This is a genomic window from Pseudomonas sp. c313 (genome assembly GCF_055407145.1).
This window is the reverse complement of the sequence record NZ_JBUZRD010000003.1, coordinates 172,976-193,870: the sequence shown is the minus strand read 5'-3', so window position 1 is coordinate 193,870 and position 20,895 is coordinate 172,976. Positions and strand designations below refer to the sequence as shown.

Sequence of the window (20,895 nt, the reverse complement as noted above, 5' to 3'; positions counted from 1 at the left end):
ATGCCCGCTCTGGAAATTGAAATCATCAACAAACTGGGCTTACACGCCCGGGCCTCGGCCAAGTTCGTCGGCGTCGCGGGGCAGTTTCCCTGCCAGATCAGGGTTGGGCGCACCCCGGAATCCACGGTCGACGGCAAAAGCATCATGGCGATGATGATGTTGGCTGCGGGCAAAGGCACCATGATTCATCTGAAGACGCAAGGCGAGCAGGAGCAAGAAGCTCTGGATGCGCTGGCAAAGCTGATCAATAACTACTTTGACGAGGGCGAGTAAGCCCCACTGGCGAGGGGGCAAGCTCCCTCGCCATAGATCCTCACTTCACCCCAACGCTGTATCCATCACCATCATCAAACAAAACCCGATACACAGCCCCAAACTGGCGAGCTTGTCATGGCCATTGCGCCGCGATTCGGGAATCACTTCGTGAGTCACCACCAATAGCATCGCCCCCGCTGCCAGCGCCAAGCCCAACGGCAATAGCACCTCAGCCAGGCTCACCAGCCAAGCGCAGAGCACCGCGAATACCGGCTCTACCAACCCGGATGCCGCACCAATCAGGAACGCCTTGACCCGCAACATCCCTGCCCCGGCCAGCACCAGAGCAATCACCAGTCCCTCCGGTACGTCCTGCAGGGCGATGCCCATGGCCAGGCTGTCGGCGTCTGGCATACCGCCACCTGCCGAGACCCCCACCGCCATGCCTTCGGGAATGTTATGGGCGATGATGGCGAATACGAACAGCCAGATACGTGGCGCGATTACCGGTTTTTCCGGCGTGCCCACCAGCGTTTCCGGGCTGGCACCGGAGATCTTGCGATCCACCAGAAACAGCCCGAAAGCGCCCAGCATGATGCCAAAGCTGATCAGACCACTGGCGGCCCAAGGTGTCAGCCCGAGGTTTTCGGCAGCAGCGATGCCGGGCACGATCAGCGAGAAAGCCGTCGCGGCCAACATCACGCCAGCACCGAAACCCAGCAACGTATCACTCACCGCCAGCGGCATCCGACGGATCACCAATACCGGCACCGCGCCCAGCGCCGTGCCCAGGGCACAGATGGCCCCGCCTTGCAGGGCGCGCAGGATACGCGGTTCCAGATCCAGCCAGGCCAGCCCTTGAGCCACCAGCAATGCAATTCCCGCCAACAGCAACAGCGAGCCAAACGCATAACGGAACATTCGCACGCTGCTGATCGCCAGTGTTTCAGTGCCCATAGTCGGCCTTAGATCTAGATCCTGTTATGAAAAGAGCGTTAAGCAAGCGCAGCCTGGTAACGCTCAGCGACTTCCGGCCAGTTGATAACACTATAGAAGGCGTTGATATATTCGGGACGGCGGTTCCGGTACAGCAAGTAGTAAGCGTGTTCCCAAACGTCCAGGCCGAGGATCGGCGTATTGCCATTCATCAGCGGGCTGTCCTGGTTGCCGCTGCTTTCCACTACCAGGGTCTTTTGCGGAGTCACGCTCAACCAGGCCCAACCACTGCCGAAACGGGTCAACGCAGCCTTGGTAAACGCCTCCTTGAAACTGTCAAAACCACCCAACTGCTCATCGATGGCCTTGCCCAGCGCGCCGCCTGGCTTACCGCCGCCCTTGGGCGACATCACCGCCCAGAACAGCGAGTGGTTAGCATGTCCCCCGCCCTGGTTAATCACGGCAGCGCGCAATTTTTCCGGCAATTGCTGGACGCTGGAGACCAGTTTTTCCACCGGCCAGCCCGCCCACTCAGTGCCATCAACAGCGGCATTGAGGTTATTGATGTAGGTCTGGTGGTGTTTGGTGTAGTGAATCTCCATGGTTTGCGCATCGATATGCGGCTCCAGGGCATCGTAGGCGTAAGGCAAGGCAGGCAAGGTGTAGGACATATCAATGTGCTCCATAAAAAGGGCTGTTGCGGGTCGACGCATCCGGTTGCGCCGCATTGCTGCCCAGCAAACGATGGGTACGTGGGTACTCGCCGTGATCGCTGATGAAATTCAACAGCTCGAGGTAAGTCTTGCTGCTCTGACGCAGCGCCGCTTCCCGCAACTGCGGGGTCAGGCGAGTGTCCTGCAGGGTCTGCAACAGGCGCTGATGGATCGCGCAGAGGTACTCCGCGCTCTCCTCCGGCTGGTTCAGGCGCAGGTGCAGATCCGCCAGGTTGTGATGGGAAATGACACAAGCCGCCACCGCTTCGTCGGCATCGCCCCAGCGCTCGAACAACACTTGGGCCAAGGCCAGGGCTTGCAGATAATGCTCGCGAGCATCCACCAGTTCGCCTTGCATAAAGCAGCGATTAGCCCTTTCGATCGTGCGTTTCCAGTGCTCCATGTGAGCCTCCAAAGCAGAGTCGGTGATTACACGCCACCGGCCGTGAGCTTTTCCGGATCCAGGAGAATTTCCAGTTGGCTGCGAGGCAAATCGGTGTATTCGAGCGCCACGTCAATCACCGGCCGGCCTTGTTGATAGGCCTTCTTGGCGATTTCAGCGGCCTTTTGGTAACCAATGATCGGGTTGAGTGCCGTGACCAGAATCGGGTTGCGCGACAGCGCCTCCTTGAGCTTGGCCTCGTTGACCTTGAAGCTGGCGATTGCCTTGTCCGCTAGCAGACGGCTGGAGTTGGCCAACAGCTCAAGGCTGCTGAGCAGGTTCTGGGCGATGACCGGCAACATCACGTTCAGTTCGAAATTTCCGGACTGGCCGGCGACCGTAATGACCATGTCGTTACCGATCACTTGGGCGGCAACCATTGCCGTGGCCTCAGGGATCACCGGGTTGACCTTGCCCGGCATGATCGAGGAGCCCGGCTGCAGGCCTTCCAGTTCGATTTCGCCGAGGCCGGCCAAGGGGCCTGAGTTCATCCAGCGCAGGTCGTTGGCGACCTTCATCAGCGACACGGCGGTGGCTTTCAGTTGTCCGGAGACGGCGACGGCGGTGTCTTGGGAGCCAATCAAGGCAAACAAGTTCTTGCCGGGAGTGAACTGGACTTCGGTCAAACGGCTGAGTTGCAGGCTGAAGCGTGCAGCAAACTCAGGGTGCGCGTTGATCCCGGTGCCCACTGCGGTGCCGCCTTGGGCCAGCGCCTGCAAACTCGGCAGCAAATCCTGCAAGTGGCCGACATTGGCCTTGAGTTGCTGCGCCCAACCATTGAGCACCTGGCTCATGCGCACCGGCATGGCGTCCATCAGGTGGGTACGACCGGTCTTGACGAAGGGATGGACCTCTTGGGCCTTGTGCTCGATCACTTGCACCAGATGCAACAGCGCCGGCAGCGTTTGTTCATGCAACACCAGTGCTGCGCTGACGTGAATGGTAGTTGGGATGATGTCGTTGCTGCTTTGCCCGCAGTTGACGTGATCATTGGGATTGACCGGCTCGCCGAGCAGGCGGCTGGCAAGGGTCGCAATCACTTCGTTGGCATTCATGTTGGAGCTGGTGCCGGAGCCGGTCTGAAAAATATCCACCGGGAAGTGCTGCATGAAGTCGACTTCGAGCAAGCCAAGGGCAGCATCGACGATGGCCTTGCCTTGGGCTTCGCTTATCTGCTTGAGATCAACGTTGGCCCTGGCGGCAGCAGCCTTGGCCAGGATAAGCGCGCGAATAAACTGCGCAGGCATGCGTTGGTGGCTGATAGGGAAGTTGTTCACCGCACGCTGGGTTTGCGCGCCATACAACGCCTCGGCCGGGACTTGCAGTTCGCCCATGCTGTCACGTTCGATACGGGTGTTACTCATCGGAAGATCCTTGCACCAAGTCAGAGTGAGAAATAGACGGCAGCAACTCGCAGGTCGCCAATTGCCAGGCAAAGGTCTGCCAGCGCTTGAGGCGGCAGGCACAGTGAGAAAGGTTTTCCAGGTCACGCAGCGGGCGCCAGGCCTGATCCAGACACATGGATCGCCAGTGCCAGGGCAAGGCGATGTCGGCGGCGGTGTCCAGTAGCAGGCGCAATGAGGTTTCAGCGATGGTCCAGGGATGAGTCGCCGTACAACAGGCCAGGTATCGGCCTTCGTTCAGATAGTGTTCGATCAGGCGCGGCTCATCAGGATCGAGGCCGCAGCGAATCTGACGACTCATCCAGCGCCAGCTTTCCAGGTAGGGATCCTCATGCAGGACAGAACTCATGATCCACGCTCACTCGGTAATGATATTTATTATTGAATGATATTGAGAATCAAAACAAGCACAGCATCTAATCCTTCCATATTGCAGGCACAAAAAAAGCGCGCCTCCCAATGGGGGCGCGCTTTTTTCAAGCGTCGCAGGCTTAGCTGCCGGCGACCGTCATCCGCTCGATCAACACCGAGCCCGTGCGAATGTTGCTGCGCAGTTCCAGATCATTTCCCACCGCGACAATCTGCTTGAACATGTCGCGCATATTGCCGGCAATGGTCACTTCCTGGACGGCGAATTGAATTTCGCCGTTTTCTACCCAGAAACCCGCCGCGCCACGGGAGTAATCGCCAGTGACCATATTCAAACCATGGCCCATCAATTCAGTGACCAACAGTCCACGCCCCATACGCCGCAACAGCGCCGCCTGGTCTTCGTCACCATGGGTCACAAACAGATTGTGAACTCCTCCGGAGTTGGCCGTGCTTGGCAGGCCAAGCTTGCGCCCGCCGTAAGTACCCAACACGTAGGAGACCAACTCACCTTTCTCGACGAATGGCTTGGCATAGGTGGCCAGGCCATCGCCATCGAACGCTGAACTGCCCATGGCGCCCATCAAATGAGGACGCTCATCCAGGGTCAACCATTCAGGGAACAGCTTCTGGCCAATCGCGCCTTCAAGAAACGACGACTTGCGATACAGGTTGCCACCGGAAATCGCCCCCAGAAAGCTGCCGAACAAACCGCCAGCCAATTCTGCGGAAAACAGCACCGGCACTTCGCAAGTCGGCACCGGACGTGCGCCCAGACGACTCGCGGCCCGTTGTGCAGCACGCTGGCCGATGCTTGTCGGATCAGCCAGCAACTCGCCCCGACGGTTCACGTCGTACCAGTAGTCGCGCTGCATCTGACCATCGGCTTCTGCGATCATCACGCAGCTAAGACTATGGCGCGTGGACGCATAACCACCGATAAAACCATGACTATTGCCATACACACGGCAGCCTTGGTGGGTACTCAAGGTAGTACCGTCGGCGTTCTTGATCCGGCTGTCGGTATCAAACGCCGCCGCTTCGCAGGTCAACGCCTGCTCAATGGCCTGCTCCGGGGTGATGTCCCAGGCGTGAAACAGATCGAAATCTTTCAGGTCCCGAGCCATCAAGGCAGCATCGGCCAGGCCCGAGGCTTCGTCTTCCGAAGTGTGTTTGGCGATGGCCAGGGCAGCCGCAACGGTTTCGCGAATCGCCTCCGGGCCACTGGCGGATGTACTGGCCGAGCCTTTGCGCTGGCCCACATACAAGGTGATGCCAAACCCTTGGTCGCGATTGAATTCAACGGTTTCCACTTCCCGCTGACGCACCGACGTCGACAGCCCCTGCTCCAGGGACACCGCCACTTCACAGGCACTGGCACCCTGGCGCTTGGCCTCGGCAATGATCTGCTCGACTTGTTCCTGCAGTGCCGGTAATGCTTGTGGACCGACGCTTTGGGCTGCACTCATGGTTTTCTCCACTCAAATTCTGCTTTCGGTTAAGGCCTTCGAGCGACCGGGCCGGACAAGCGGCCCCCGACTGGTTATCATGGCGGCGTTTCTTTGCGGACTGCCACCATGGTTGATTCTTACGACGACTCCCTCGATGGGGAGAAAAGCAAAACCCAGGTCAAACGTGAGCTGCATGCTCTGGTTGGCCTCGGCGAGCGCCTTACAACACTCAAGCCTGACTTGCTGGCAAAACTGCCATTGACCGACGCTCTGCGCCGGGCACTGACCGATGCGCCCAAGCACACCGCGAATATCGCGCGTAAACGGCACCTTATGTTCATCGGCAAACTGATGCGCGACCAGGACACTGACGCCATTCTGAGCTTGCTCGATCAACTGGATAACTCCACTCGCCAGTACAACGAACGCTTCCACAACCTGGAGCGCTGGCGTGATCGCCTGATCGCAGGCGATGACGGTGTCCTGGAGAAGTTCGTCATCGAGTATCCCGATGCGGACCGTCAGCAACTGCGCTCCCTGATCCGTCAGGCCCAGCACGAACTGGCGCAAAGCAAGCCACCGGCTTCCGGCCGTAAAATCTTCAAGTACATCCGTGAGCTGGACGAGACTCAACGCGGCCTGCGCTGATCCTCTTCCCCGGGTGGCGGCCTTCGCCACCCGAAGCTCCCTTCTTACGACCCCGTGCCACCCACGGTGATCGCATCAATCTTCAGGGTTGGCTGGCCAACACCCACCGGCACCGACTGCCCATCCTTGCCGCACGTCCCTACCCCGCTGTCCAGCGCCAGGTCATTACCGACCATCGACACCTTGCTCATGGCTTCCGGACCGTTACCAATCAACGTTGCACCCTTGACCGGCGCGGTGATCTTGCCGTCTTCGATCAAGTACGCCTCGCTGGTGGAGAACACAAACTTGCCGCTGGTGATGTCCACCTGACCGCCGCCGAGGTTAGCGCAGTAAATACCGCGCTTCACCGAGGCGATGATTTCCGCCGGGTCGCTTTCGCCAGCGAGCATGTAGGTATTGGTCATGCGCGGCATTGGCAAGTGCGCGTAGGACTCGCGACGGCCGTTGCCGGTGCGGGCCACGCCCATCAGGCGGGCATTGAGCTTGTCTTGCATATAGCCCTTGAGCACACCGTTTTCGATCAGCGTGGTGCATTGGGTAGGCGTGCCTTCGTCGTCGATGCTCAGCGAACCGCGACGCCCGGCCAGTGTGCCGTCATCGACGATAGTGCAAAGCTTGGACGCAACCATCTCGCCCATACGCCCGCTGTAGGCCGAGCTGCCCTTGCGGTTGAAGTCACCTTCCAGGCCGTGGCCCACCGCTTCGTGAAGCAACACTCCCGACCAGCCGGAACCCAGTACCACCGGCAAGGTGCCGGCGGGTGCTGGAATAGCTTCCAGATTGACCAGTGCCTGGCGCAGCGCCTCACGGGCATAGCCCATGGCGCGGTCTTCAGTGAGGAAATAACGATAATCCGTACGCCCGCCGCCACCATGTCCGCCGCGCTCGCGACGACCGTTCTGCTCGACGATCACACTGACGTTGAAACGCACCAGCGGCCGCACATCCGCCGCCAGGCTGCCGTCGGTGGAAGCCACCAGAATCCGCTCCCAGACACCGGCCATGCTCACGGTCACTTGCTGGATACGCGGGTCCAGGGCACGGGTCGCGGCATCTACACGCTTGAGCAACTCAACCTTTTCTGCGCGGCTGATCACTTCCAGCGGGTTATCCGGGCCATACAGTTGCGTCACGTCCTGGGTGCTGAATGCCTGAACGGTCCCGTTCTGGCCGGCACGAGAGATCGAACGCGCAGCGCGGGCGGCAAGGCCGAGGGCTTCAAGGGTGATAGCGTTGCTGTAGGCAAACCCGGTCTTCTCGCCCGATTGCGCACGCACGCCCACACCTTGGTCGAGGCTGAAGCTGCCGTCCTTGACGATGCCATCTTCCAGGGCCCAGGACTCGGAGATCTGGCCCTGGAAATACAGGTCGGCGGCATCGATACCAGGACCTGCCAGGTCGCCGAGCACGGTTTGCAAGCTTTCGATGGTCACGCCACCGGGCGCCAGGAGGTGTTCACTGACTGAGGACAACAACTCGCTCATAGGTTTGGCCTTAAATTCATCGTTCTGAAGCAGGTCGCTGCGCGCCCTGCGAGAAAAAGCGCCGGTGGCCCGCCACCGGCATGCGCGTCCGTATCGACGCCTGTTCACTGCTATCGCGTTCGGCCAGCAACACCGCTTCGCCTTGATCCTGTTGCGTCAGCACTCGCCCCCATGGGTCGACAATTGCTGCGTGGCCAAAGGTTTCCCGTGGCCCTGGGTGTACGCCGCCCTGCGCCGCCGCCAGCAGGTAGCACTGGGTTTCAATGGCTCGGGCGCGAATCAGCACATCCCAGTGTGCCGCACCGGTCACCGCAGTAAATGCCGACGGTGCAGTAATCAACTCAGCGCCCGCTGCACGCAATTCGCTGTACAGCTCTGGGAAACGCAAGTCATAGCAAACCGTCAATCCCAGGCGCCCCACTGGCGTATCCGCCACCACCACCTGGCCACCGTAAGCATAGTCATCGGATTCGCGATAACGTCCACGGGCATCCGCCACGTCAACATCGAACAGGTGCAGCTTGTCATAGCGGGCAACGATCTCGCCGTGATCATCGATCAGCAACGAGCAGGCATTGGACTTGGCGCCCGGCTGATCCAGCGGCGGCAACGGTAAAGTGCCAGCCACTATCCATAAGGTGAGGTCGCGGGCGGTCTGTTTCAACCATGGCAGGATAGGACCTTCGCCCAAGGCTTCGGCGCGGCCGATATCGGCGACATCGCGACGGCCCATGGCGGCAAAGTTCTCCGGCAACACCGCGAGCCGTGCACCGCCAGCCGCCGCCTGCTCCAGCAGACGCCGGGCCTGGGCCAGGTTGGCCAGTATGTCGCTCTGGCTGACCATTTGAATTACCGCAAGGGACATGGACCGACACTCCATAAAAAGCATGGGGCCATGCTACTCCACGGGTACTCAGTTTGGTTTTTCAAATGGCTTGTCAAAGCTGATTTTCGGGTCCTTCCAAGGGCCTTCGACCTTGTATTGCACACTGGCAAAACGCGATACCCGATCACCGATCAGCTTGTCGATCAGGAACAGCGCGCCGCCAATGGCCGGCGCGCCGACGATCAATGCGGCAATCGGCAGGTTGTTGGTCACCGGCAAGGTCACCAGCAGCTTGGCATCGACGCGATCCGACACCAGGTCCAGGGTACCGTTGAGCTCCAGGTTGCTTGAAGGGCCGGTCAGGATGATCGGCTCACGGGTGACAAAAACACCGTCACTGGCGGCCAACAAACCTTTGACCCGGTCGTAGCTCAGGCCTTTGCCGAGCAAGTCCGAGAAGTCCAGGCGCAAACGCCGGCCAATCGAGTTGAAGTTCAGCAGACCAAACACTCGCAGCGCCTGCGCGCCGCCCTCCACTTCAACGAACTGGCCTTTACGAAAGCTCGCGTCCAGGCTGCCGGAGAAACGCTTGGGGCCGACCCAGGCGGGTGAGCCTGGCCAGCGTCCATCGACGTCCAGATGGAAATCCTCGCTGGTCACGGTCGGCGCAAAGCCCCACCCCTTGAGTACATCGGCAATGTTCTTGCCGTCCAGCCGGCCCTTGTACCAACTGCTGCTGGCGCCAGCCGCGCCTTCCCAACCACCGGCACCTTTGAGCTGCATGCCCTTGAGGCCAAGGTCCAGGCTGTTGAACGCCATACCTTTGGCGGTCGGGCGAACCTTCAACGACCAGGCACCAATCAAATCCGGGCCCTGGAACAACTGATCGATGGCGATATCCAGCGCCGGGATGTCCTTGGGATCAACGTCCGCCAGCGGATCTGGTGCGTTTTCATCGGCCTGTACTGAGGGATCGACCGCAGGCAAGCGCACGTACTGCAGATTAATCGCAATCGGCGCACCCTTGGCATCCGGTAGACCCACGGTGCCTTTGGCTTGCTGGCTGTCGAACCGCATGGCCCAGGTGGCTGGGTTGCGGTCCAACTGCAAATTGACCTGGTCGAACTGGGTGCCAAAACCGGTCAACTTGCCGATCTTGAAGTCTGCCCCGTTCAACAACTGCTTGGCGCTGCCGCCTGGATCATTGCCGGCGTAGCGGTCCACCAGCTTTTTCCAGGGGTCGATATCCAGCTCCGACAACACTCCCCGAATGCGCAAGCCCTTGCCGCCTGGCAACAGCGCATCGCCATCACCGAGGAACAATTCGCCACGACCTTCGACAAACTTGTCGGCCGGTGCGGCAAAGGTAAAGTTCGCCAGCTCGCCATAATCAAACCAGTAACGACGCTCCGCCCCCTGCAAAGTCATGCGAAACACACTGTCACGGCCCTGGCTGGCTGGCATGCCGAACGGTGCCGGCAATTCCACCACCACCCCCTTGAGATTGGAGCTGACCATCAGTTGACTGTCAGCACCGTCCAGGTTGAGTTGCAGTTGATAAGGGATATCGCCGGAAACCGGCAGCGGCTGACTGACCTTCAGCCAGTCGGTGAGTTTCTTCACCGTCACCTGGCCCTTGGCTGTTACCCGGGTGCTGATGTTCCCCGGTTTGCCATCGGCAAAAATTTGCGCAGTGATCGGCCGGTCGAAGGCTTGAGCCGTGATGTTCTGGCCGCTCAAACCCTTGGCGCTGTCAAAACGGAAATCCCCCTTGAGCAGGCTCAGTTCCAGGGCTGGCTCGGCCAGTTGCAGGCGCGCCTTGTCAGTTTTGAAGTCCACTACGATTTTCGGCTCTGCACCCTTGGCCAGGGGAATATCCAGGTCCAGCTTGCCCTGCAGGTCACCGTCGCCTTTCCAGCCAGCAAAAGTCGAAGCCGTGCCGATTGGCGCTTCCTGGAGGATTTTCAGGCCATCGCCCAAGCCACCGGCAAACCCGCCAGTGAGCAGCAGATGACTGTCCTGGCCGCTGGGGGCATGGGGAATATTGACGTAGATATCCTTGACCTTGGTGTCGAGCAACTGGCCCTTGCTGGCCAGGATGCGAACACCGGTCTCCTCGACAAACACTTCGCCAGCAACCTTGCCAACATGGGGCCAGCCCGGCTGGAACGCCAGTTCGGCGTCGTGCACCTTGAAGAACAAACTGATATTGCGCGAGGCGGCCAAGGCATCGTGGTCCAGCGAGCCTTGATACTGGAAGAAACCTTCGTCCACCGCGCCCTTGAAAATCGCCGTACGCAGCCATTCATCCAGGGCCGGACTCAACACGGCTGGCAAGTACTTGGGTGTGAAACGCCCGTCGCCATCGACCATGCCGACCCGCAGGTCCATATAGTCTTCCTGGCTGTGGTCGAAATGCAGGCGAATCAGGAAGTCGGCGGCGACCTTGCCTTCTTCCCCCAGCACCTTGATGTACGGCGCGATCAGGGTGAAGCCGTCTTTATCCAGCGTCCAGGTCAGGCGAGCGTTGGCCTGAATGTACTGCCAGGGCTTGGCGAAAATCGGAAACAGGTGCAGGGAAAAGTCCTTGCTGTCCATGCGTAACTCGCCCTTCCCCAAATCGCCGCTGATGCTACCTGTGACGTTGCGGGCAGCCGGCGCGCCGAAATAGGCATCGAAACCGACTCGATCAAGGTTGGCGGCAAAACTGACCCGCTGATCAGTGGTGTCCTGGGGTCGATAATCTGCCAGGACATTGCGCAGCATCCCGGTAGCCTTCAGGTGCTCGACCGCTGTGGCCACACCCTCCGGTAACGGTACCAGGGCATTGAGCAAGGGCGTAATAGGCGTAAGGTCCAGGCGATCGGCCTGCAGGTTCCAGACTTCCTGGGCGCCGCCGGAGGCCAATGTCTGCTGCAACTTCAGGCGGGTTTCCCAGCGGGTGTCCCCCAGGTTCATCGCCAGCGAATCAAAGACCACCTTGAGGCCGCTGTCACTACGCTGCAGGTAAGCAGTGAGCGCAAGGTTCTCAATATGGGCGGGCTTGCGCTCGGCGTAACGGCCCTTTAGTTGCGGAGCGTTGAGGCGCGCGACTGCGCTTTGTATGGTGCCTTTGTTCCAGGTCAGCCAGAACTCGCCACCTGCCTTCAACTCACTGAGTTTCCATTGCTGGGTCAGTTTGGCCGGAATCCAGCGAGCCCAATCACTTTGCGGCAAACTCAGGTAAGCCTGGACTTCACCGTCCTTCCATTGGCTGGCCCGGATTCGGGTACGCAAACTTAGCGCCAGAGGCTGACCGTCCGGTAACGTCAGGCGGGCGTCCAAGCGTTGTCGCGCAACGCCAGTTTTCAGGCTCACACCAACGTAAGTCAGGGTCAACGGCGCCTGATCGAAGGGCTGCAAGGTCACCTGGCTGTCGAGCAGTGACACTTGCGCTACCACCTGCATACGCTTGAGCAACTGCTCTGGATCCAGAGGCTGATCGTCCTGCATCGGCAAGCCTTGCAGTGCCCAGCGGCCGTCCTTGTCCTCTTTCACGCTGACCTGCAGGCCGCTGACTTCCAGGTTGGCGATGCGCACTTCCCGCGACAACAGGCTGGCCCAGAGGTCGGGGACCACTTGCACCTGATCCAGGCGCAAGGCGCTGCTGCCTTCGCCGACCATCACGTCATGAGCGAACAATACCGGCGCAAAGCCGCTCCAGCGCCCTTCCAGGCTGCCGATGTTCAAGGGCATATCAAAGGCGGCACGGGCCTTGGCTTCGATTTCGCCACGGTATTCGGCCACCAGGGGCGTCAATTCACGGCCCAGGCTGACGTAGACCGCCGCCAATACCAGCAGCAAGGCGCACAGGCCGAGGCCCCAGCGGGTCAATGCGGCAAAAAAGCGTATCAGACGCTCCATGTCAGGCGACCCTCAAGACAATAGTCGGACGACAGATCAAGGTCTGTCGGTCTCGTAAAAAACGATCAAATGGAAAAGCAGCACAGCGGATCAGAGCAACACCACGTCGTATTGTTCCTGGGAGTACATGGTTTCAACCTGAAAGCGAATCGTGCGGCCAATAAAACCTTCCAGCTCCGCAACGTTGCCTGACTCTTCGTCCAGCAGCCGATCAACCACCTTCTGGTTAGCCAGAACTCTATAGCCTTCGGCCTGATAGGCCCGCGCCTCTCGTAAGATTTCCCGAAAAATCTCGTAGCAAACCGTTTCCGGGGTTTTCAACTTGCCGCGCCCCTGGCAACTGCTGCACGGTTCACACAGCACTTGTTCAAGGCTTTCGCGGGTGCGCTTGCGGGTCATCTGCACCAGGCCCAACTCGGTGATACCAATGATGTTGGTCTTGGCGTGGTCGCGCTCCAGCTGTTTTTCCAGGGTGCGCAATACTTGGCGCTGATGCTCTTCATCTTCCATGTCGATGAAGTCGATGATGATGATCCCGCCAAGATTGCGCAGACGCAGTTGGCGGGCGATGGCGGTGGCCGCTTCGAGGTTGGTCTTGAAGATGGTTTCTTCAAGGTTGCGATGGCCGACAAAAGCCCCAGTGTTGACGTCGATGGTGCTCATCGCTTCCGCCGGGTCCACCACCAGGTAGCCCCCAGACTTGAGCGGCACCTTGCGCTCCAGGGCTTTCTGAATTTCGTCCTCGACGCCATACAGGTCGAAAATGGGCCGTTCGCCAGGGTAATGCTCCAGGCGGTCGGCAATTTCCGGCATCAACTCGGCGACAAATTGCGTGGTGCGCTGGAAGGTTTCCCGCGAATCGATCCGAATTTTCTCGATCTTTGGGCTGACCAAATCTCGCAGAGTACGCAGCGCCAGGCCGAGGTCTTCATAGATGACACTCGGCGCGCCAATCGTCTTGATCTGGGCAGCGATCTGATCCCAAAGACGGCGCAGGTAGCGGATGTCCATGAGAATTTCATCAGCACCGGCACCCTCCGCGGCGGTACGCAGGATAAAGCCGCCAGCCTCCTTGATACCTTCCAGGGCAACGCAGTCGCTGACGACCCTTTTCAGACGCTCACGCTCGCCTTCATCTTCGATTTTCAGGGATATTCCCACGTGGGCAGTGCGTGGCATGTACACCAGATAACGTGAGGGAATCGACAGCTGGGTGGTCAGGCGCGCGCCCTTGGAGCCGATCGGGTCCTTGGTGACTTGCACCACCAGGCTTTGCCCTTCATGCACCAAGGCGCTGATGCTTTCGACAGCCGGGCCTTCGCGCAGAGAGATTTCCGAGGCGTGGATAAACGCCGCACGGTCCAGGCCGATGTCGACGAACGCCGCCTGCATGCCCGGCAACACCCGCACGACCTTGCCTTTATAGATATTGCCAACGATCCCGCGCTTCTGGGTGCGCTCAACATGCACTTCTTGCAGAACACCGTTTTCTACCACCGCCACGCGCGATTCCATCGGCGTGATATTGATCAGAATCTCTTCACTCATGGCTGGGTCTCGTTCAGGCGTTTTCACAATAGTGGCCGATCGCTTGGGTTTGGCGCTGGGGTAGGCGTTTAGCACGCGCTAAGATTTTGCCAACAGGGTATGCCGAAATGGCCCAGCACCTCGAAGGTTTCGCATACGGGCAAACCGACGACGGCGGAATAACTGCCATTGAGTCCAGCCACAAACACGGCTGCCAACCCTTGGATAGCATAGCCGCCCGCCTTGTCCTGAGGTTCACCGCTGTGCCAGTAAGTGGTGGCTTCCTGCGCTGATATCTGGCGAAAGCGCACGCGACTGCTGACCAGCCGCGTTTCGCAACACTGATCATCCAGCAGGGCGATGGCGGTGAGGACTTCATGTTCACGATCAGAAAGAGCCAGCAACATGGCCAGGGCATCGGCCTGATCCAGCGGTTTGCCGAGTATCCGGCCGTCGAGGACCACTGCCGTATCGGCACCCAGTACACAGGCGCCCGAAGCATTAGCCAACGCAGCCAAGCCCGCCGCAGCCTTGCCACGAGCCAAGCGTTCGACGTAGGACGCAGGCAATTCATCTGTCAGGGGAGTTTCATCAATAGCGGCACTGACTACAGTGAAAGGCACACCGATTTGTGTCAGCAGCTCACTCCGCCGAGGTGAGCCTGATGCCAGATAAAGCGAATTCATTCCAGACTCTCCCTGTAGGGTTCGATAACCAGGCAGAGCCTCGCGATCCGTTCAATTGATTTTATAGCGGCGACTCAAACCACGCAGGCCAAAGCTGATCCAGGGCCAGAGCAAGGCACTGACCAAGGCCGGCAGCACCAGCGCCAGCGTTGGTTGGCGGTTGCCGGTCAGGGCGCTGAGCCACAATTGCACCAGTTGGGCCAGGCCGAAGATCACCAGGATCACCAGGCACTGCTGCCACATCGGGAACATGCGCAAGCGCTGCTGCAACGACAACACCAGGAAGGTAATCAGGGTCAGGATCAGAGCGTTCTGGCCGAGTAGCGTGCCATACAGTACGTCTTCCGCCAGCCCCAGGCACATTGCCGTGACCATGCCGACCTTGTGAGGCATCGCCAGCGACCAGAATGCCAGCAGCAATGCCAACCATAGCGGGCGCAGGATTTCCATGAATTGCGGCAGCGGTGAAACGCTGAGCAACAGGCCAATGGCGAAGGTCAGCCAGACGATCCAGCCATTACTAGAGTGAGTGCCGGCCATTATTGTGCCCTCTGCCGAGTGGTTGCAGGAGCCGCAGCCGGTGGTTTGGCAGCGGGGGTTGTCACAGACGGCTTGGCGGGACGCGAACCGGGAACCACGGGGTTGGCCGGGGTTGCCACTGGCGCGGCAGCAGCCGGTATCGCCGCAGGCGTGACAGGCGCAACCGGCACAGCCGGTTTAGGCACCGTCGCAGGAATGATCGGCGTGACAGCATTTTGCTTGTCTTGCGCTTCCTGAGCCTGGGCGGCTTCGTTAGCGCGCTCTTCCGCGGTGCGGTTATCGCTGAACACCAGCAGCAGGTAGCGGCTGCGGTTCAACGCGGCTGTGGGCACGGCGCGGACAATGGCGAACGGCTGGCCGGAGTCGTGGATCACTTCCTTGACCGTCGCCACGGGATAGCCCGCTGGGAAACGCTGACCCAGGCCGGAACTGACCAACAGGTCGCCTTCCTTGATATCGGCGGTATCCGCTACATGACGCAATTCCAGGCGCTCCGGGTTACCGGTACCGCTGGCAATCGCCCGCAGGCCATTGCGGTTCACTTGTACCGGAATACTGTGGGTCGTATCTGTGAGCAAAAGTACCCGGGAGGTGTACGGCATCAACTCCACCACCTGGCCCATCAAACCACGGGCATCGAGCACCGGCTGGCCAAGAACCACGCCGTCGCGCTCACCCTTGTTGATGATGATGCGATGGGTGAAGGGGTTGGGGTCCATGCCGATCAACTCGGCCACTTCGACCTTCTCGTTGACCAGCGCGGAAGAATTGAGCAACTCGCGCAGCCGAACGTTCTGCTCGGTCAGGGCCGCGAGCTTTTGCATGCGCCCCTGCAGCAGCAGGTTTTCAGTCTTGAGTTTTTCGTTCTCGGCGACCAGTTCGGTCCGGCTGCCAAACTGGCTGGCCACACCTTGCCATAGCCGTTGCGGCAGGTCAGTGATCCAGTAGGACTGCATCAAAACCAGCGACATCTGGCTACGCACTGGCTTGAGCAGTGTGAAGCGGGCATCGACCACCATCAGCGCGACCGATAGCACGACCAGCACCAACAGGCGCACGCCCAACGAGGGACCCTTGGCGAAAAGCGGTTTAATAGGCCGCTCCTCCCAGGCAAATCTTTATTTTATTCATACGGCATCAAACCGGCCTGGATGCAGATTGAAGAAGATAAACGCCAACAGGCAGCACTGCAAAGTGCTGCCTGTTGGCGAAGCATGAACGATCCAGGGAATCTTATTCGCTGGAGAGCAGGTCCATGGTGTGTTTATCCATCATTTCCAGTGCACGGCCACCGCCACGGGCGACGCAGGTCAACGGGTCTTCCGCGACGATCACCGGCAAACCGGTTTCCTGGGCCAGTAACTTGTCGAGATCGCGCAACAAGGCGCCACCACCGGTCAGTACCAGGCCACGCTCGGCGATATCGGAAGCCAGTTCCGGCGGCGACTGCTCCAGGGCGCTCTTCACAGCCTGAACGATGGTAGCCAGGGACTCTTGCAAAGCCTCCAGCACTTCATTGGAGTTCAGGGTGAAGGCACGTGGAACGCCTTCGGCCAGGTTGCGACCGCGAACATCGACTTCGCGAACTTCGCCGCCCGGATAAGCGGTGCCGATTTCCTGTTTGATGCGCTCGGCGGTCGATTCGCCGATCAGGCTGCCGTAGTTGCGACGCACGTAGGTGATGATCGCTTCGTCGAAGCGGTCGCCACCAACCCGCACGGATTCGGCATACACCACACCATTGAGGGAGATCAGGGCGATTTCAGTGGTACCACCACCGATATCCACCACCATCGAACCGCGAGCTTCTTCAACCGGCAGGCCTGCACCGATCGCAGCAGCCATAGGTTCTTCGATCAAGAACACTTCACGAGCACCGGCACCAAGGGCCGATTCACGGATGGCACGACGCTCCACCTGGGTAGATTTGCACGGAACGCAGATCAGCACACGAGGGCTGGGCTGCAGAAAGCTGTTTTCGTGAACCTTGTTAATGAAGTACTGCAGCATCTTCTCGCAGACGCTGAAGTCGGCAATCACACCATCCTTCATAGGACGAATGGCAGCAATATTGCCTGGTGTACGGCCGAGCATGCGCTTGGCCTCGGTGCCGACGGCAACGACACTTTTCTGATTACCATGGGTCCGAATGGCCACAACCGATGGCTCATTCAGGACGATACCGCGCTCGCGCACGTAAATAAGGGTGTTGGCAGTGCCCAGGTCGATGGAAAGATCGCTGGAAAACATGCCACGCAGTTTCTTGAACATGGGAAAGGGACCCTAGGCAACGCGTGGGTAAAAAAGTGCGGCAAACTCTAACAACGACAGGGATTTTGGGCAAGGCGCCAATATGTTAAATTAGCCGACTTTCTGTGCACCAACCCCCACAATCGCGGCCATATGACCGTAGAAATGCGGTAGTGTTCCGACAATCTAACACACGGATAGCTTCCGTTCTGTTTTCCACTGGAGAATCCCATGGCGCTTGAACGCTCCGACGTGGAAAAAATCGCTCATTTGGCCTGCTTGGGCCTTAATGAAGCCGATCTTCCACAGACCACCGCAGCCCTGAACAGCATTCTCGGGCTGGTTGACCAAATGCAGGCCGTCAATACCGACGGCATCGAGCCCCTGGCTCACCCGCTGGAAGCCAGCCAGCGCCTGCGCGCTGACGTCGTGACCGAATGCAATCATCGCGAGGCCTACCAGTCCATCGCACCAGCGGTCGAAAACGGCCTGTACCTGGTTCCGAAAGTCATCGACTAAAGGGAAAGAGCCTGCAATGCATCAATTGACTCTGGCCGAGATCGCCCGCGGTCTCGCCGATAAAAAGTTTTCATCCGAAGAGCTGACCAAGACCCTACTGGCGCGTATCGCCGAGCTCGATCCAAAGGTCAACAGCTTCATCAGTCTCACCGAAGAACTGGCCCTGAGCCAGGCCAAGGCCGCCGACGCCCGTCGCGCCAACGGTGAAAATGGCGCCCTGCTGGGCGCACCGATTGCACACAAGGACTTGTTCTGCACCCTAGGTATTCGCACCAGCTGCGGCTCCAAGATGCTCGACAACTTCAAGGCGCCCTACGACGCCACCGTGGTCGCCAAGCTGGCCGCTGCCGGGGCTGTGACCCTGGGCAAGACCAACATGGACGAATTCGCCATGGGTTCGGCCAACGAGTCGAGCTACTACGGCGCGGTGAAAAACCCGTGGAACCTGGAACACGTGCCCGGTGGTTCGTCCGGTGGTTCGGCTGCCGCAGTTGCCGCTCGTCTGATACCTGCCGCCACGGCCACCGACACCGGCGGGTCGATCCGCCAGCCGGCAGCGTTCACCAACCTCACCGGACTGAAACCGACCTACGGTCGTGTTTCCCGCTGGGGCATGATTGCCTACGCCTCCAGTCTCGATCAGGGCGGTCCTTTGGCGCGCACTGCCGAAGACTGCGCAATATTGTTACAAGGCATGGCAGGCTTCGATGCGCAGGACTCCACCAGCATCGATGAACCGGTGCCGGACTACAGTGCCAGCCTCAATACCTCGATCAAAGGCCTGCGCATTGGCGTGCCGAAAGAGTATTTCAGCGCCGGCCTCGACCCGCGCATCGCTGAACTGGTGCACAACAGCGTCAAGGAGCTGGAAAAGCTCGGCGCAGTGATCAAGGAAATCAGCCTGCCTAACAACCAGCATGCGATTCCTGCTTATTACGTGATTGCCCCGGCAGAAGCTTCCTCCAACCTGTCGCGGTTCGACGGCGTGCGCTTCGGTTATCGCTGCGAAGACCCGAAAGATCTCACCGACCTTTATAAGCGCTCCCGTGGCGAAGGTTTCGGCGCCGAAGTACAGCGCCGGATCATGGTCGGCGCCTACGCTCTGTCAGCCGGCTACTACGACGCGTACTACCTCAAGGCGCAAAAAATCCGCCGCCTGGTCAAGAACGACTTCATGGCTGCGTTTGAAGAAGTCGATGTGATTCTCGGCCCAACCACGCCCAACCCGGCCTGGAAGATCGGCGCCAAGAACGACGACCCAATTGCCGCGTATCTGGAAGACTTCTACACCATCACTGCCAACCTCGCGGGTCTGCCGGGCTTGTCCATGCCAGCAGGTTTCGTCGACGGTCTGCCGGTCGGCGTGCAATTGCTCGCCCCGTATTTCCAGGAAGGCCGCCTGCTCAATGTGGCGCACCAGTACCAGTTGAACACTGACTGGCACACTCGCACCCCTACCGGCTTCTGAGGAGAACACTATGCAATGGGAAGTCGTGATCGGGCTGGAGATTCATACCCAGCTCGCCACCCAATCAAAGATTTTCTCCGGCAGCGCCACCACGTTCGGCTCCGAGCCGAACACCCAGGCCAGCCTTGTAGACCTGGGCATGCCCGGCGTGTTGCCGGTGCTGAACCAGGAAGCGGTGCGCATGGCGGTGATGTTCGGCCTGGCAATTGATGCCGAGATCGGTCAGCACAACGTATTCGCCCGCAAGAACTACTTCTACCCGGACCTGCCCAAGGGCTACCAGATCAGCCAGATGGAATTGCCGATTGTCGGCAAGGGCCACCTGGACATCCCGATGGAAGACGGCACAGTCAAACGCGTCGGCATCACGCGCGCGCACCTGGAAGAAGATGCCGGCAAAAGCCTGCATGAAGAGTTCAATGGCGCTACCGGCATCGACCTGAACCGTGCTGGCACGCCACTGCTGGAAATCGTCTCCGAGCCGGACATGCGCAGCGCCAAGGAAGCCGTGGCATACGTCAAGGCGGTCCACGCACTGGTGCGCTACCTGGGCATCTGCGACGGCAACATGGCCGAAGGCTCGTTGCGTTGTGACTGCAACGTGTCGATCCGTCCAAAAGGTCAGGCCGAGTACGGCACCCGCTGCGAGATCAAGAACGTCAACTCGTTCCGTTTCATCGAGAAGGCGATCAACACCGAAGTACGTCGTCAGATCGAGCTGATCGAAGACGGCGGCAAGGTGATCCAGCAGACCCGCCTGTACGACCCGAACAAAGACGAAACCCGCTCCATGCGCAGCAAGGAGGAAGCCAACGACTACCGTTACTTCCCCGATCCGGACCTGTTGCCGGTGATCATCGAGGATTCATTCCTCACGGATATCCGCGCGACCCTGCCGGAATTGCCACCGCAAAAACGCGAGCGCTTCCAGGAACAGTTCGGCCTGTCGGTCTACGACGCCAGCGTGCTGGCTTCAAGCCGCGAGCAAGCGAACTACTTCGAGAAAGTGGTAAGCATCGCCAGCGACGCCAAGCTGGCGGCTAACTGGGTGATGGTTGAACTGGGCAGCCTGTTGAACAAACAGGGCCTGGAAATCGACGAAGCTCCAGTCTCAGCCGAGCAACTGGGCGGCATGTTGCTGCGAATAAAGGACAACACCATCTCCGGCAAAATCGCCAAGACCGTGTTTGAAGCCATGGCCGCAGGCGAAGGCAGCGCTGACGAGATCATCGATAAGCGCGGCCTCAAGCAAGTGACTGACAGCGGCGCGATCTCGGCGGTGCTCGACGAGATGCTGGCAGCCAACGCCGAACAGGTCGAACAATACCGTGCGGCGGATGAAGCCAAGCGCGGCAAGATGTTCGGCTTCTTTGTCGGCCAGGCGATGAAAGCCTCCAAAGGCAAGGCCAACCCGCAACAGGTCAACGAACTGCTGAAAAGCAAACTCGAAGGCTGATAGCGGCGGCCTCTCT

The 20,895-nt window shown here is 59.6% G+C and carries 19 protein-coding genes; 5 read left to right on the top strand and 14 right to left on the bottom strand.

Annotation, left to right across the window (positions count from 1 at the left end; translation table 11 throughout):
• A complete protein-coding gene (locus tag ACZRKZ_RS10360) occupies positions 1–273 on the top strand; it encodes an HPr family phosphocarrier protein (RefSeq protein ID WP_463967185.1) in 273 nt (90 codons plus the stop codon).
• A 45-nt stretch (positions 274–318) separates the two neighbouring features.
• Here the strand turns inward: ACZRKZ_RS10360 and ACZRKZ_RS10355 are convergent, their stop codons facing one another.
• From ACZRKZ_RS10355 to pmbA, 6 genes are all read right to left on the bottom strand, one after another.
• Positions 319–1,212, bottom strand: coding sequence for a ZIP family metal transporter (locus ACZRKZ_RS10355; RefSeq protein ID WP_463981551.1), 894 nt, complete (start codon positions 1,210–1,212; stop codon positions 319–321).
• A gap of 38 nt (positions 1,213–1,250) precedes the next feature.
• On the bottom strand, positions 1,251–1,862 hold the full coding sequence (locus tag ACZRKZ_RS10350) for a superoxide dismutase (RefSeq protein WP_463981550.1): 612 nt from the start codon (positions 1,860–1,862) through the stop codon (positions 1,251–1,253).
• Position 1,863: 1 nt separating this feature from the next.
• A complete protein-coding gene (locus ACZRKZ_RS10345; protein WP_463981549.1) occupies positions 1,864–2,307 on the bottom strand; it encodes a hypothetical protein in 444 nt (147 codons plus the stop codon).
• 26 nt (positions 2,308–2,333) lie between these two features.
• Positions 2,334–3,710: a class II fumarate hydratase gene (locus ACZRKZ_RS10340; RefSeq protein ID WP_463981548.1), complete on the bottom strand. Its 1,377-nt coding sequence runs from the start codon at positions 3,708–3,710 to the stop codon at positions 2,334–2,336.
• Complete coding sequence (locus ACZRKZ_RS10335; RefSeq protein ID WP_463967190.1) at positions 3,703–4,098, bottom strand: FagA protein; 396 nt, start codon at positions 4,096–4,098, stop codon at positions 3,703–3,705. Before ACZRKZ_RS10335 ends, ACZRKZ_RS10340 begins: the two co-directional genes overlap by 8 nt.
• 142 nt (positions 4,099–4,240) lie before the next feature.
• Positions 4,241–5,587 carry a metalloprotease PmbA gene (gene pmbA / locus ACZRKZ_RS10330; protein ID WP_463981547.1) on the bottom strand — a complete coding sequence of 449 codons (1,347 nt, stop codon included), beginning with the start codon at positions 5,585–5,587 and terminating at the stop codon, positions 4,241–4,243.
• 108 nt (positions 5,588–5,695) lie between these two features.
• On the opposite strand from pmbA, the gene yjgA reads away from it, so the two are divergent.
• On the top strand, positions 5,696–6,217 hold the full coding sequence (gene yjgA, locus ACZRKZ_RS10325; RefSeq protein ID WP_149410878.1) for a ribosome biogenesis factor YjgA: 522 nt from the start codon (positions 5,696–5,698) through the stop codon (positions 6,215–6,217).
• A 44-nt stretch (positions 6,218–6,261) separates the two neighbouring features.
• Here yjgA and tldD read toward each other — a convergent pair whose 3' ends face one another.
• From tldD to mreB, 8 genes are all read right to left on the bottom strand, one after another.
• A complete protein-coding gene (gene tldD / locus ACZRKZ_RS10320) occupies positions 6,262–7,704 on the bottom strand; it encodes a metalloprotease TldD (protein ID WP_463967191.1) in 1,443 nt (480 codons plus the stop codon).
• A 16-nt stretch (positions 7,705–7,720) separates the two neighbouring features.
• The gene (locus ACZRKZ_RS10315; protein WP_463967192.1) at positions 7,721–8,569 is read right to left on the bottom strand and encodes a carbon-nitrogen hydrolase family protein; all 849 of its coding nucleotides are present in this window, start codon (positions 8,567–8,569) and stop codon (positions 7,721–7,723) included.
• A 48-nt stretch (positions 8,570–8,617) separates the two neighbouring features.
• Positions 8,618–12,433, bottom strand: a complete 3,816-nt coding sequence (locus ACZRKZ_RS10310) for a YhdP family protein (protein WP_463981546.1) — start codon at positions 12,431–12,433, stop codon at positions 8,618–8,620.
• 90 nt (positions 12,434–12,523) lie between these two features.
• Positions 12,524–13,981 carry a ribonuclease G gene (rng, locus tag ACZRKZ_RS10305; protein ID WP_133099889.1) on the bottom strand — a complete coding sequence of 486 codons (1,458 nt, stop codon included), beginning with the start codon at positions 13,979–13,981 and terminating at the stop codon, positions 12,524–12,526.
• A gap of 68 nt (positions 13,982–14,049) precedes the next feature.
• Positions 14,050–14,646, bottom strand: coding sequence for a Maf family protein (locus ACZRKZ_RS10300; protein ID WP_463981545.1), 597 nt, complete (start codon positions 14,644–14,646; stop codon positions 14,050–14,052).
• Positions 14,647–14,697: 51 nt separating this feature from the next.
• A complete protein-coding gene (gene mreD, locus ACZRKZ_RS10295; RefSeq protein WP_133099891.1) occupies positions 14,698–15,186 on the bottom strand; it encodes a rod shape-determining protein MreD in 489 nt (162 codons plus the stop codon).
• Positions 15,186–16,280 (bottom strand): rod shape-determining protein MreC, encoded by a 1,095-nt coding sequence (gene mreC, locus ACZRKZ_RS10290; protein ID WP_463981824.1) that lies wholly within the window; start codon positions 16,278–16,280, stop codon positions 15,186–15,188. Before mreC ends, mreD begins: the two co-directional genes overlap by 1 nt.
• A 139-nt stretch (positions 16,281–16,419) precedes the next feature.
• Positions 16,420–17,457 (bottom strand): rod shape-determining protein MreB, encoded by a 1,038-nt coding sequence (gene mreB / locus ACZRKZ_RS10285; protein WP_002555108.1) that lies wholly within the window; start codon positions 17,455–17,457, stop codon positions 16,420–16,422.
• A gap of 210 nt (positions 17,458–17,667) precedes the next feature.
• Between mreB and gatC the strand changes: the two genes are divergently transcribed.
• The 3 genes from gatC to gatB are packed head-to-tail and all read left to right on the top strand — an operon-like array spanning position 17,668 to position 20,879.
• Positions 17,668–17,955 carry an Asp-tRNA(Asn)/Glu-tRNA(Gln) amidotransferase subunit GatC gene (gene gatC, locus ACZRKZ_RS10280; RefSeq protein WP_133099893.1) on the top strand — a complete coding sequence of 96 codons (288 nt, stop codon included), beginning with the start codon at positions 17,668–17,670 and terminating at the stop codon, positions 17,953–17,955.
• A gap of 16 nt (positions 17,956–17,971) precedes the next feature.
• A complete protein-coding gene (gene gatA, locus ACZRKZ_RS10275) occupies positions 17,972–19,423 on the top strand; it encodes an Asp-tRNA(Asn)/Glu-tRNA(Gln) amidotransferase subunit GatA (RefSeq protein ID WP_463967195.1) in 1,452 nt (483 codons plus the stop codon).
• Positions 19,424–19,433: 10 nt separating this feature from the next.
• Positions 19,434–20,879 carry an Asp-tRNA(Asn)/Glu-tRNA(Gln) amidotransferase subunit GatB gene (gene gatB / locus ACZRKZ_RS10270; RefSeq protein WP_463981544.1) on the top strand — a complete coding sequence of 482 codons (1,446 nt, stop codon included), beginning with the start codon at positions 19,434–19,436 and terminating at the stop codon, positions 20,877–20,879.
• Positions 20,880–20,895 lie beyond the last annotated feature (16 nt).

Excerpts from the sequence above, each read along its gene's own strand:
- ACZRKZ_RS10360 (WP_463967185.1), top strand. The coding sequence starts at position 1 with ATGCCCGCTCTGGAAATTGAAATCATCAACAAACTGGGCTTACACGCC.
- ACZRKZ_RS10355 (WP_463981551.1), bottom strand. The coding sequence starts at position 1,212 with ATGGGCACTGAAACACTGGCGATCAGCAGCGTGCGAATGTTCCGTTAT.
- ACZRKZ_RS10350 (WP_463981550.1), bottom strand. The coding sequence starts at position 1,862 with ATGTCCTACACCTTGCCTGCCTTGCCTTACGCCTACGATGCCCTGGAG.
- ACZRKZ_RS10345 (WP_463981549.1), bottom strand. The coding sequence starts at position 2,307 with ATGGAGCACTGGAAACGCACGATCGAAAGGGCTAATCGCTGCTTTATG.
- ACZRKZ_RS10340 (WP_463981548.1), bottom strand. The coding sequence starts at position 3,710 with ATGAGTAACACCCGTATCGAACGTGACAGCATGGGCGAACTGCAAGTC.
- ACZRKZ_RS10335 (WP_463967190.1), bottom strand. The coding sequence starts at position 4,098 with ATGAGTTCTGTCCTGCATGAGGATCCCTACCTGGAAAGCTGGCGCTGG.
- pmbA (WP_463981547.1), bottom strand. The coding sequence starts at position 5,587 with ATGAGTGCAGCCCAAAGCGTCGGTCCACAAGCATTACCGGCACTGCAG.
- yjgA (WP_149410878.1), top strand. The coding sequence starts at position 5,696 with ATGGTTGATTCTTACGACGACTCCCTCGATGGGGAGAAAAGCAAAACC.
- tldD (WP_463967191.1), bottom strand. The coding sequence starts at position 7,704 with ATGAGCGAGTTGTTGTCCTCAGTCAGTGAACACCTCCTGGCGCCCGGT.
- ACZRKZ_RS10315 (WP_463967192.1), bottom strand. The coding sequence starts at position 8,569 with ATGTCCCTTGCGGTAATTCAAATGGTCAGCCAGAGCGACATACTGGCC.
- ACZRKZ_RS10310 (WP_463981546.1), bottom strand. The coding sequence starts at position 12,433 with ATGGAGCGTCTGATACGCTTTTTTGCCGCATTGACCCGCTGGGGCCTC.
- rng (WP_133099889.1), bottom strand. The coding sequence starts at position 13,981 with ATGAGTGAAGAGATTCTGATCAATATCACGCCGATGGAATCGCGCGTG.
- ACZRKZ_RS10300 (WP_463981545.1), bottom strand. The coding sequence starts at position 14,646 with ATGAATTCGCTTTATCTGGCATCAGGCTCACCTCGGCGGAGTGAGCTG.
- mreD (WP_133099891.1), bottom strand. The coding sequence starts at position 15,186 with ATGGCCGGCACTCACTCTAGTAATGGCTGGATCGTCTGGCTGACCTTC.
- mreB (WP_002555108.1), bottom strand. The coding sequence starts at position 17,457 with ATGTTCAAGAAACTGCGTGGCATGTTTTCCAGCGATCTTTCCATCGAC.
- gatC (WP_133099893.1), top strand. The coding sequence starts at position 17,668 with ATGGCGCTTGAACGCTCCGACGTGGAAAAAATCGCTCATTTGGCCTGC.
- gatA (WP_463967195.1), top strand. The coding sequence starts at position 17,972 with ATGCATCAATTGACTCTGGCCGAGATCGCCCGCGGTCTCGCCGATAAA.
- gatB (WP_463981544.1), top strand. The coding sequence starts at position 19,434 with ATGCAATGGGAAGTCGTGATCGGGCTGGAGATTCATACCCAGCTCGCC.